The sequence below is a fragment of the Methylomonas sp. LW13 genome (assembly GCF_016865255.1).
Taxonomy (GTDB): domain Bacteria; phylum Pseudomonadota; class Gammaproteobacteria; order Methylococcales; family Methylomonadaceae; genus Methylomonas.
In genome coordinates, this window is sequence record NZ_CP033381.1 from 1,385,729 (window position 1) to 1,398,106 (window position 12,378).

At 52.2% G+C, this 12,378-nt stretch carries 8 protein-coding genes; 3 read left to right on the top strand and 5 right to left on the bottom strand.

Annotated elements, in window-relative coordinates:
* Positions 1 to 64: 64 nt before the first annotated feature.
* Positions 65 to 1,711, bottom strand: coding sequence for a SulP family inorganic anion transporter (locus tag JL719_RS06160; RefSeq protein WP_033157957.1), 1,647 nt, complete (start codon positions 1,709 to 1,711; stop codon positions 65 to 67).
* Positions 1,712 to 2,037: 326 nt separating this feature from the next.
* Between JL719_RS06160 and JL719_RS06165 the strand changes: the two genes are divergently transcribed.
* Positions 2,038 to 4,611 (top strand): YbcC family protein, encoded by a 2,574-nt coding sequence (locus JL719_RS06165; protein WP_033157956.1) that lies wholly within the window; start codon positions 2,038 to 2,040, stop codon positions 4,609 to 4,611.
* Positions 4,608 to 6,488: a proton-conducting transporter transmembrane domain-containing protein gene (locus JL719_RS06170; RefSeq protein ID WP_033157955.1), complete on the top strand. Its 1,881-nt coding sequence runs from the start codon at positions 4,608 to 4,610 to the stop codon at positions 6,486 to 6,488. The genes JL719_RS06165 and JL719_RS06170 overlap by 4 nt, the downstream gene beginning before the upstream one ends.
* 176 nt (positions 6,489 to 6,664) lie before the next feature.
* Here JL719_RS06170 and JL719_RS06175 read toward each other — a convergent pair whose 3' ends face one another.
* From JL719_RS06175 to JL719_RS06190, 4 genes are all read right to left on the bottom strand, one after another.
* Positions 6,665 to 8,392: a bifunctional protein-serine/threonine kinase/phosphatase gene (locus JL719_RS06175; protein WP_033157954.1), complete on the bottom strand. Its 1,728-nt coding sequence runs from the start codon at positions 8,390 to 8,392 to the stop codon at positions 6,665 to 6,667.
* Positions 8,393 to 8,420: 28 nt separating this feature from the next.
* Positions 8,421 to 8,708 (bottom strand): hypothetical protein, encoded by a 288-nt coding sequence (locus JL719_RS06180; protein WP_033157953.1) that lies wholly within the window; start codon positions 8,706 to 8,708, stop codon positions 8,421 to 8,423.
* Between the two features lie 78 nt (positions 8,709 to 8,786).
* Positions 8,787 to 10,262 carry a NarK family nitrate/nitrite MFS transporter gene (locus JL719_RS06185; RefSeq protein ID WP_033157952.1) on the bottom strand — a complete coding sequence of 492 codons (1,476 nt, stop codon included), beginning with the start codon at positions 10,260 to 10,262 and terminating at the stop codon, positions 8,787 to 8,789.
* Positions 10,263 to 10,867: 605 nt separating this feature from the next.
* Positions 10,868 to 11,209 (bottom strand): zinc ribbon domain-containing protein YjdM, encoded by a 342-nt coding sequence (locus JL719_RS06190; protein ID WP_033157951.1) that lies wholly within the window; start codon positions 11,207 to 11,209, stop codon positions 10,868 to 10,870.
* An 870-nt stretch (positions 11,210 to 12,079) separates the two neighbouring features.
* Here JL719_RS06190 and JL719_RS06195 point away from each other — a divergent pair.
* Entirely contained in the window at positions 12,080 to 12,271 is a 192-nt protein-coding gene (locus JL719_RS06195) for a hypothetical protein (protein WP_033157950.1), read from the top strand.
* Positions 12,272 to 12,378 lie beyond the last annotated feature (107 nt).

The window sequence follows — 12,378 nt, forward strand, 5'->3', positions numbered from 1 at the left end:
GTGGTGCTGAGGACGGCTAGGGCGTCACGCGACTGTTGTTGCCGTCGCGTGAGCCTAAGCCGGGTCAGAGTGCAATTTTGCGGCGCGCCGCGAGATGGTGGTCGGAATAGCTTTCGTGATCGTCCAAGCCGACAATTTGGCAACGGCCGCCAGCTTGGTTGTAATCTTCGGCAAAATGGTGGATGAATTCCATGACCGTATGGTCAATCAAATTGGCTTCGGTCAAATCAAAAAATACCGTTTTACGTTGCGGAAAATCGGCCAGCAAGCTTTTCAAGGTGATGAAGTTGGAAAACACCGCCGCGCCGGATACCGCAATATGATGGGTATCGGCATCGGTTTGACGCACATGAAAAGCCATCGAAAAGGCGTTGCGCAGCTTGAGGCCACGGCTGACATGAATCGCCAGTTCCACGCCGATGCCGATTGCCACGCCAACCAGCAAGTCGGTCGCCAACACACCGAGAATCGTGATGACGAAGACGGCAAAATTATCCACACCCACGGCCAGGGTTTTCGCAAATTCTTTGGGTGAAGCCAAGCGAAAACCGGTGAACACTAACAGGGCAGCCAGAGCCGACAATGGGATTTCGTGAATCAGTTTGGGAAACAGCGCCACGAAGATCAGCAGAAATAATCCATGAAAGAAGTTGGCCCAACCGGTTTTCGCACCGTTGTTGATGTTGGCGGAGCTACGGACAATCTCGGCGATCATCGGTAAACCGCCGCACATGCCGGCAATCACGTTGCCGATACCGACTGCGGTTAAATCGCGATTCAGGTTGGAGCTGCGCTTATACGGGTCCAGTTTGTCCACGGCCGAGGCGCTTAGCAGGCTTTCCAAACTGCCCACCAGCCAGATGGTTAATACCGCCAGCCAGAATTCGCCGGTGGCGATTTTGGAAAAGTCGGGCAGATAAAAGCCGGCCAGAAAATGTTCCGGTACCGCTACCAAAAATGACGGGCCGACGCTGAATTCATGGTGCGGCAGAATCGCGGCATCCGGCAAAAACAGGTATTGGTGGATATGGTCCAAATCAAAATACTGACCCAAGGCTAAGCCGAGTAATACCACTAGCAGCGGGGCGGGGATCATTTTTAAAGTGGGATGTTTGATCACTGACCAAAGTATCAACAGCAACAAGCCGAGCAAGCCGATCAGCGAGACTTCCGGATTCATGTCCATCAGCGAGTGCGGGATTTCGGCGATGGTCCCCAACAGGCTTTTCGCTTCCGGTTTAACCCCCAGCAAGGTATGAATCTGCTTAGCCATGATGATGATGCCGATGGCGGCCAGCATGCCGTGTACCACGGATGAGGGGAAAAAGGCACTGAGCTTACCGGCCTTGAACACGCCCAGCAGCACTTGCAACACGCTGGCGATAACGATGGCGGCGAGAGTGTAACGATAACCGGCCATCGCATCGCCTTGTCCCAAGGATTGTACGGCATCAACGATCACCACGATCAAACCGGCCGCCGGACCGTTGATCGTGACATACGAGCCATTGATTCGGGAAACCACCACGCCGCCGATAATCGCGGTGATGATGCCGGACATGGGCGGAAAGCCCGACGCCATGGCGATACCCAGGCACAAAGGCAGGGCAATCAAAAATACTAAAAACCCGGATAGCAGATCGCTACGCCAGTTTTCGATTAAACCGGGGAGCCCGGATTTAGGCAAGGTGGCCGAAGAGGATGTGGTCATGGTCTTTCTCAAGTAGCCTAGGAAAACCAAAGTGCAGCGAGAAACATGCCAGTTTTGCATGAACTGCGTCAGTGCAGATATATCAAGGGTTGTGGACGTGCTTGCCCGGAAAATGGTTGTCGATTTGATGGATTGGCCTGGTTGATTCGTCAGCTTCAACCAATTGGGTGGTTTATTTGCACCGATGGGGCTTAGCTTGGGGTTTAAATAATAAGCTGGAAACGTTGATATGCCAGGGTTTAGGGATTTGGCACGCACTATGCTGTGTGAAGCATAAGAGGCTGTTGGCCTCAACTTCTGTTTGACTAGCGAGGTTTAAGTTACAGATGTCTGCTTCCGCCCATCACAATATTCACAAAGCTGCGTTCGATCTCAATGCGGCTATCGACCACATCGCCCATTGGCTGCCCAGCCAGGGGCCGATCAAGGATTTTATTCACCACAACACCTTGCATGCCGTGCAGGATTATCCGTTTCACGAAGGGGTGGCGGTGGCGGCGCAGATATATGGCGCGAAAAGCTATTTGCCTTTGGCCGATTACTTGAAACGCTATGACGAAGGCCGGATCAGCGATCAAGCGCTGGAATGGGCGATTACGCAGGCCAATTGCAGCGTCTATCAAGAGCAGTCGTTGCGGTCATCTTTGTTTGAGCCGGACGGTCACAGTCATTATCCGCCGCAGTCCTTGGCTAACCACGGTATCCGCACTGCTTGGCTCAATCACCTGGAAATCGACTTGAACGGTATGGTGCATCCGGTGATGTTCAGATTGTTAAGTAACTTTCTTGATCAGGGTATAAGCCGTTGGGCCATGCCCAAGCCGGACGAGCGTTTCTGGGATTGCGTGTTACGTTTGGTGCAAAACAGCCTGTTACCTCTGTATCCGTTTCATCAGCCGGTGGTGCGGCAAATGCTGGACGCCGGGCCCGATCAGGTGATTTTGAATTGTTTAAGCAAAATCGTCGGTGACGAAACCTTGTACGGCCAATATCTATTGGAAGTATTGCTGGCCCATCCCGGTTGGTCGGGGATGGTGCGGATAATCGAAACCCAGCCGAATGTGTTGCTGGCGCCACGGGCTATTTCGCTGAAAGAATTGTTAGCGGTGGAACTGGCTTGCGAGTTGGCGTTTATCGATAAAAAGCACGGAGGTCGGTTTTTACAGATCGCCCAGCTACCGAATTTACACGCTATTCCTTTACTGGAGCGCGATGCCACCCAACCCCAGGTACCGCTGAAAATGCGGGTGTGGCACGAGGCAATGGAGTGGTCCCTGCATTCTGAATTGCTCATAGCCTTGCGCGAGCAAGCGCCCATTAACCCGTCAGCGGAGCAAGCGCCCAAAGTGCAGGCACTATTTTGCATTGATGACAGAGAATGCTCGCTGCGCCGCTATCTGGAAGAAATGGATCCGGGTATCGAAACCTTCGGCGCACCGGGATTTTTTGGTATCGATTTTCTCTACCAAGGCTTGGACGATGCGTATCCGGTGGCCCAGTGTCCGGTGGTGATTAAACCCAAACATCTCATTTTGGAATCGACCGATACGCCAAAAGCCGACAAAGCCGAGAAGGGCGAGTCGCTGTCGACGCTGCATTTTGGCGCGCATTCTATGTTGCGTGGTTGGTTGTATACGCAAACCTTGGGCTTGGCCTACGCCTTAAGGTTGGGTTGGAGTGTGTTGCGCCCAGGCGGCCAGTTGCCGGGCATCCAAAGCTTGAGCGAAGTGGAGGCGCATGGTCATTTACATCTATTGCGGGAGAGCGACGAACTGAATGAGGACGGCTACCTGCTGGGATTTTCGTTGATGGAAATGGCGGATCGAGTGAGTGGTTTGTTGCGCAATATTGGTCTGACTAAACAGTTCGCGCCCTTGATTATGGTGGTCGCACATGGCTCCAGTAGCGTCAACAATCCACATTTCGCTGCTTATGACTGCGGTGCTTGCTCCGGTAAGCCCGGTGCGCCGAACGCGCGGGCCTTTGCCTGGATGGCCAACCACCCGCAGGTACGAGAGATTTTGCGGGAGCGGGGGATAGACATTCCTTCCGGTACGCATTTTGTCCCCGCTTTGCACAATACCAGTCGCGATGAGATCACTTACTTCGATCAGCAACAGCTGGATAAGGCCGCGCGTCACGAGTTTCACAATTTCCAACACAGTATGCAGCATGCCTTGCAGCGCAACGCGCGCGAACGCTGCCGCTGGTTTGAACTGGGGCCGAAATCGCATAACAACGCGGAAGCGCATAGTCATGTGGTGGCGCGGGCTTCGTCGATTTTCGAGCCGCGCCCGGAACTCAATCATTCCAATAATCTGTATTGTGTGGTGGGGCGGCGCGACTTGACCCGGCATCTATTCTTGGATAGAAGGGCGTTTTTGCAATCCTACGATCCCAACAGTGATAGCGATGGTTCGATCTTGGTGAAAGTGTTGTCAGCGGTCATTCCCGTGTGCGGCGGTATCAATCTGGAGTACCTGTTTTCGCGCATCGACAATTCCGTCTACGGTGCCGGCACCAAACTGCCGCATAACGTGATCGGTTTGTTGGGCGTGGCCAACGGCGTCGAGGGCGATTTGCGCACTGGCTTGCCGTCGCAAATGGTCGAGGTGCACGAGCCGGCGCGCTTGTTAATGGTTGTAGAGCAAACAACCGCGATTGCCGATCAGGCCATTGCTATGTTGGGCGGCTGGCGGGAATGGCTGGACAACGAGTGGATACGCCTGGTGGCTTGTGATCCGGTGAGCCGCGCCCTGTATTTGTACAGCAGCGATGGCTGGAAAGTGGCCGAACCCGCGGCTGGCAGACCGTTGCCGGTTGCCAGCCATTCGGAAAAAATTATTGTCGGACAAACCCGAACGATTCCTGTCCACCAATTGGCAAGGAGACAGGCGTGAGTGCTTTATTATTGGCGTGTGTGTTATTGCCATTGCTTGGATTTTTGCTGATTTTTTTCAGCCCGGACAACGAACATCGAATTGCCGCGATCAGCCTGTGGATGACCCGAATCAAAGGGGTGGCTGTGCTAGGTTTACTGGCTGCATGGGCCGCCCATGGCTTTGCCAACTTTGAATATCAATGGCTGGTGTTGTATCAACACGACGATTACCAATTCCCTTTGCTGTTTTTTCTGGATCGAGTCGGCGCCGTGTATTTATTTGTGGTGTGGGCGGTGTTCTCGGCCATTGTCAAATATTGCCGGGTTTATCTGCACCGGGAAGCGGGATATAAGCGCTTCTTTCAGGCTATTTTTGGGTTTGCGTTTGGCTTGAATCTGATCGTGCTGTCCGGCAGTATCGATATGTTGTTTGCGGGTTGGGAGATCGTCGGCATCTCCTCATTTTTGCTGATTGCCTTTTACCGCCATCGCCCGCAGCCGGTGCGCAATGCCTTACGCGCTTACACGATTTATCGGTTTTGCGATGTCGGGCTACTGGTAGGGACCTGGATGAGCCATTTGCTGTTTCACGAAAGTCAGCATTTTAGCCAGTTGTTGACCATGTTCGATCCTAACAACATTCCTCCCGCGGGGTATGCCTCCTTGTCGATTTTATCCTGGCTGATCATTTTGGCTGCTTCCGGCAAATCGGCGCAGTTTCCATTCAGTTTCTGGCTGCCACGGGCCATGGAAGGGCCGACGCCGTCCAGCGCCATATTCTACGGGGCGCTATCGATTCATCTGGGTGTGTTTTTGTTATTGCGGACCATGCCGATCTGGAGTTATCACTACCTGCCGCGCTTGATCGTATTCAGTATTGGCGCGTTGACGGTGTTTGTCGCCACCTTGGCGGAGAAAACCCAGTCTAATATCAAAGGGCAGGTGGCTTACGCCTCCATCGCGCAAGTCGGGATTATGTTCGTCGAGTTGGCATTGGGTCTGGAAGATTTGGTGTTGCTGCACTTTATGGGCAATGCGTTTTTGCGCTGCTATCAGTTGTTGGTGTCGCCATCCATCGTGGCGCATTTACTGCGGGTGGAAGGCAATGTCGATAGCGATTTTTATATCAAAAACAATGAACAACTGACGTTTTTGCCGGCGTCGATTCGCGATTCCCTGCCTGACGTATTGCAAAATACCTTGTATGTCTTTGCCTTGCAGGAAGGGCAGTTGGAATTGTTGGTGAAGAAAATTTTGTGGGAGCCCTTGAAAAACCTGGGCCGGCAACTGAACGGGGTGAGCTTGTGGATCAAAATTTTGGCGGGCCTCGCGCTGTTGGCGATCATTGCCATCGCCGCGTCCGGCGTAAGCAGCGTGGCCAGAATCTATTTGTCCATGCCGATCTCCCTGGCGATGGCGGTCGTGTCTTTAAGCGCATTCAGTAACAAACGCAGCCCGTTCCAGGTTTGGCATAGCGTGGCCTTGAGCAGTATTTTGGCCGGCGTGGCGGTGTGGTTGATGGTGCCTGCCGCTTGGTACGATGTCGCCTTGTTCTTCACCGGCATCATACCCTCCTGGGCTTTGGGCATTGTGGCGCTCAGCGTCTTGTTGAGACATTACCATTTCGCCGACGAACCTTTTGTGTTTCGCGCGTTTGCCGAAACCCGGCCCGGTTGGTCGCTGATGCTGTTTTTGAGCTTCTTAGGTCTGGTTGGCTTTCCGATTACTCCGGCATTCTTGGGCGAGGATTTGCTGCTGTCACATGCCAGTAGCCAACACCCCTGGTTTGCCGCGCCGATTACCGTGTCCTTTGTGATTAATGGCATTGCCATCGCCAGAGTCTATTTAAGGCTTTGCATGGGGCGGCCCGTCGAGCTGAGAGAGGCGGTTTTTTAAAACAAACCGGCACTAATAAGCCGTACAAGACTTTTTTGCCAAAGTAAAAGTGGTGGTCAAGCGGTAGAGGCCAAATATCGAAAGTGGCTTTATAAACGCCGCCAAGATGGGTTATGCAATCGGTTGGCCGGTGTGAACCCCCGGTTACAAATTCAGCTATGGCGGTGTTTATGAGCTTATTGCCTGCTCAGTAAGAACAGTAAAACCACGCTGATCAGAAAGAACAGCGCTGTCGTGCTTTTCCAGAACAACAAAGGATTGCGTTCTATAAGCGGTATCTTGTCTTCCGCTTTCAGGAATTGCGGGTTGGGGGTGGAAAGGTCGTGCAGGAATTCGGACAATTCGTCGTAGCGGGATCGTGGCGAAACGGCCGTGGCCTTTTTCAAGGCGCCGTCTATCCAGATCGGTACCATTTCGTTGCGGCGGATGCTGGGAATGTAAACCAGGCGCTCGAGATTGTGGCGATTGGGTTTTTCCGGCATGTTGGCGAATGGCAGGCTGCCGTTGAGCATTTCGTAACAGATGACGCCTAAGGAGAACAAATCCGACTTCACCGTGCCGGTTTGCCCCAGGTGATATTCCGGCGCGGTGTAGTTCAGTGTGCCGAGAATATTCTCGGTCTGATGCCGGTCAAGCGGGGTGATCTCGGCAATGCCGGCGATTTTCACTGAACCGAAATCGATGATCTTAACGCTGCCTTGGTTGGTGAGCATGATGTTTTCCGGCTTCAAATCCTGATGCAGCATTTCCATGCGATGAAAAGCGCGTAGCCCTTTGGCGATTTGTTCGATCAGGGCGCGAACTCGCTTGATCTCAGGCTTGGGGTTCTGACTGATCCATTCTCTTAAGGTTTGCCCCTCGATAAATTCGGTCACATAGTAAAGACAGCTTTTGGCGCGGTCGGATTCGAGTACCGTCAAGACGTTGGGATGGTTAAGGCGTTTGCCGGCCCATTCTTCGTGCAAAAAATGCTCGATATAATGGGTGTCGTCGTTATACAGCACCGATGGTGTTTTCAAAATCACCCGCCGGTTATGCAGCGTATCGAAGGCTTGGTAAATTTGCGTGCGCTTGCTGGCATGTAATTCCGCTTCGATCCGGTAGCCATCCAGCAGCATGCCGGGTAACAGCGGCGGCGGGAAGGGCAAGTGCCCATGGTGGCGCAATATCTCGTCTTCGCGCAGTTGCGGCAAGTCGTCGATGCAAACCAGTTGGCAGGTCACATTGTCGTCGCTGCCGTTAGCCAAGGCGGTTGTTACCAAGGCTTCGGCAAGGGTTTGCAGATCGGAATCCTGCGCGAGCAGGGCTTTTAGGTGGTGCTCGCTAATAAAATCGTGGAGCCCGTCCGAAGTCATTATGAACAAGTCGTTTTTTTCGACGGTCAGCGATTTGTAATCGACCTCCAAATGCGGCTCGATACCCATCGCCCGATTCAGATAGCTTTTGTCGTTGGACACCCAAAGCCTGTGGTCGCGCGTCAGTTGCTCCAGCCCATGTTGTCGCCATAAATAAATCCGCGAATCACCGACGTGCAGAATATGGGCGGTGTTGGATTTAAGCACCAGCACACTGAGTGTGCTCACCATACCTTTAACCGAGGCATAGCGGATTTGTCCCTGGCTGTGCAGCCAGGAGTTGGTGGCAGAGAGGATTTTTTGTCCGGCCTTGGCCACCGACCAGGAATCCGGCGTGCTGTAATAATCTTCCAAAAACGCGGTAATGCAGCAATGGCTGGCTTCCTTGCCGGCTTCACTGCCGCTCATGCCGTCCGCAATGCCCGCCACGATGCCTTTTAGGGTGAGTTGCGGTTCCTCGGGGACGACTGCCCCCCAGCAATCTTCGTTTTCGGGTTTCACACCTTTGTCGCTGTGCGAACCGAGCTTGACTGATAAGGTTTTGCCCATAGTCTGCGGATAATGGATGTTGCGCGGCTTAGCAGGTGCGGTAATGGCGCAATTCCGCCAGGCGCTGGTCCAGTTTAGTCATCAGCAAGGCTTGGTGATGGCGCAGTAACACCGAGTCGCTGGGGCGTGGGGGTAGGGTGGCTTCGATTTCGTGGTGGACCAGGGAAATGACATGCCGCCTCAAAACGGCATCTTCCGGCAAAAAAGGATGGTTTTTGGACTGGACGAAGTGGTGTTCTCCGCCGGATGCCTGGCAAGCGCAACGCCAGCAAACGATTAAAGTCAAGGCTAGGACGGCTAATAATGCTTCGATCATGGGTATTCCTCTAAATAACTCAATATTAAAAATTACTAAAACGATACTTCGGCGGATGACGCCGGAATGCTTTGCCGGTTAAACCACTTCGATCATGGCCACGGTGCCGTCTTCCATGACTTCTGCCATGTGGCCGGCGGGTTCCTCGATAAATTGCACCGCCAGTGCAACCACGACAGCCGTACCGGCGATGGTCAGAAAAAAGGCTTCCGGTGTGACGAACGACAAGACTGTTAGAAAGGTAACACCGCCCACATTGCCGTAAGCGCCGACCATGCCGGCAATTTGCCCGGTCATGCGGCGCTTGATCAAGGGCACCATCGCGTAGACCGCGCCGCATCCGGCTTGGACGAAAAATGAACATAAGAAGGTCACGGCAAACGCCAGGGCAATCGGCCATGCCGAATTGATTTGCGACATGGCGGCATAGCCCACTGCGCAACCGATCACGCACACGCTCAACGACAATTTTCGCCCGTATTTATCGCTCAGCCAGCCGCCGCCAGGCCGGGCGACCAGATTCATGAACGCGAAGCTGGATGCCAATAGGCCGGCTTGCACCGGGGTAATGCCGGTCTGTTTGAAGGTTTCGTGGAAAAACAGCGGCAGCATCGACACGACGGCGAGTTCGGAGCCGAAGGTCACCAGGTATGCCAGATCCAGAATGGCGACTTGCTTAAACTTGTATTGGTGTATCGGTTCAATGGGTTGGGTGAGATGTTCCTGATTAACGTGCACGATTTTGTACAAGTTGTAGAGAAACAATAGCCAAATCGCTATGTAAATGCCGATGGTGGTGTCACCGGATAACAACTTCATGCCGGTTGGAGACAGTTTCCAGGTCAGCAAGCTTAACGCTGCATACAAGGGAATGGTCATCAGGATGTAGAAGAACAGATCCCAGATGCTGGTGACTTCCATGGCGCCGGCTTTTTTGGGTTTGAAATACGTCGAACCTTTAGGGGTATCGCTGACGCTGAAAAAATAAATCACTGAATAGAGCAAAGCCACGATGCCGGTGCAGGCAATCGCATAACGCCAACCGTTTTCGCCGCCGAATGCCAAGGCCAATGACGGTAGGGCGATGGCGGCCGCGGCTGAACCGAAATTGCCCCAGCCGCCGTAGATGCCTTCGGCAACACCCAGTTGTCTGGCCGGGAACCATTCGCCGACCATTCGGATTCCGATGACAAAGCCGGCGCCGACGAAACCCATTAAAAATCTCGCCAGCGCCAGTTGCTGAAAGTCGTCGGCAGCGGCAAACATGAAGCAGGGAATGCTGCTGATCGCCAACAAGCTTGAGTAGGTGCGTTTGGGGCCGAATTTATCCACCAAAATACCGATGGCAATCCGCGAAGGGATGGTCAACGCCACGTTTAATATCAAGATGGTTTTAATTTCGGCTTGGTTGAGCTTAAGGCTCTCGGCAATCGCCAACATCAGCGGTGCATGGTTGAACCACACCACAAAGCTGATGAAAAACGCCAGCCAGCTCATGTGCAAAATCTGCATTTTGCCGGTAAAGCTAAAAAGATTGAGTTTGCTCGAGGACATAACTTACCTTTGAAAAGTGGAGGATAAAATGAATTCCGCTGGCCGGATCGAGCGTCGGAAATTCGTATCAAGTAGCTTGTGTGTACAAGCTATTGCTCCCCTTGAAAAGGGCTTATTTACTCATGAAGTGTGGGTGTCCTGAAACGAGCGAAGGCAAGGCACAACAGACGAATAAACAGCTTGGCTGAAGTTGATCAGCCTATTTTCAACGTCGTTGTTGAAGGGAGCAGAAGGTGCAGCGTTGCACGGGCTATATGATAGCACCCATTATGTGAAAGTATTCAATCCGGCTGTTGTCTGGAATGCGGAATGAGCCGGCGAAGCAGTTTCGAAGCCCCTAATTGTTGAGGGGGGTGGCTGCGGATATCAAAATGCCGAAGCGGGTTCAGGCCGCTTCGGCAGGTGTCTGTGAGTCGCGGGTGGCAGGGGTTCAATCAGCTTGGTAATCCGGCCCTTTTTACCACGGATATTCCGTTTGGGCCGAGCTCGTCGAAGCCGAGGTTGGTGCGGCCTTTGGTAAACTCTATATCTTCAACGGCGTTGAGGCGAACGGTATTTAGGGCCGGGTGAATGAGCTGCACACGTTTTGCGATTATTAGCTGGGATCAGACTTTTTTCACAAATTCAGATTTCAACTTCATCGCGCCGATGCCGTCGATTTTGCAGTCGATGTCGTGGTCGCCGTCCACCAGGCGAATGTTTTTAACGCGGGTGCCGACTTTGACAACGAGTGAAGAGCCTTTCACTTTCAGGTCTTTAATCACCGTGATGGTATCGCCGTCTTGCAGCAGGTTGCCGTTGGCGTCCTTGACTACTTTCGTCTCCTCTTCGCTGTCACCAGCGGCATCGGCTGACCATTCGTGGGCGCAGTCCGGGCAAATATTCATGGTGCCGTCGTTATAAGTGTATTCAGAGCCGCATTTTGGACAGTTAGGTAAATCGTTCATGGTTGTTCCGTTGTTTTGATTAGCTGCGAGACAGCAGGTTTAATGTAAAAAATCCAGATTAGCCGCATCCTTTAAACCATAAACTCCATCATGCCAGCCGGGAATAAGAGCATCGACAGGCAGTGATCACTATTTTCGAGCTATTCCGATTTACATTTAGGTTTGGCTATCAACCCTTCCGGCACCCGGCTGAAAGGTTGATTTATAAAGCAAGCGACTGTAACGAGTTCGCTGCTCGGTCTAGCGGCTGCCATTTTCTGGAATGACGAATCCTGGGGATTAAGCTAAAGCGACGAGTATCCGGACGTTCAGTCCAGTATTGGAACCCGCTGGCTTTGTGTAGTCGAATATGTACTTTGCTTAATACCGGGATTCGACGGCAAATCATAACCCGGCTTTAGGGATTATTGGTATCTCGCGTCGATTTAGTGCAGGGAAGCCGGATGCAAGCTATGTTGCTTTTTTTTGCAGAACCATAACTCATCGAAACGCGACTGGCCGACCAGCCAGGAGCTGGCGGCGCGGAGAATGATAACGGTAAAAACGCATCTGTTTGGCCCATTGCCGAAAGTCTTGACATGCCGGTGTTTTAAGGTTGCGACAAATCGTCGCACTTTTTCTGGACAAAGCGATTTAAGTGCACTAGAATGCGACCACCTTGACTTAGGTCAATACGAGCCGAAAAGCTTCGTATCTATTGGGGGAGGGAATGCGACCGTGTAACGGTACAACAATAATAAAAGCGCAAGCTATTAACCTGCTATCACAGATATCAGGCGTCCAAAAAACATAAAAATAACACCGGACGAAGCCCACTTAATCGTGGGCTTTTTTATGCGCCAATTACCATAAACCTGTTTGTTATTTCAGATGGCCGAAAAATCAGATTCGCTTCCACAAGATATTATGGAGGCAGAGCGTTTCATTGATGAACTAATGAACGACACCAAGCACCCGGTTCACAATCATGCTCATCCTTTGCACAAGGAATCGGTTAAAGCATTAGATGAGTTGATGCAGAGTCTGGATGCAATGCGCCATGAGTGGTTGTCTAAGGGATAGTTCAGAAAAACGCACGGATTTGTTTATTCTGACGTCCTAGCTGTTCGTATGCTTTTCTTTATGGCTAGCAAATATATCTTTATTTTTTCTCAAAAACGGATATAATC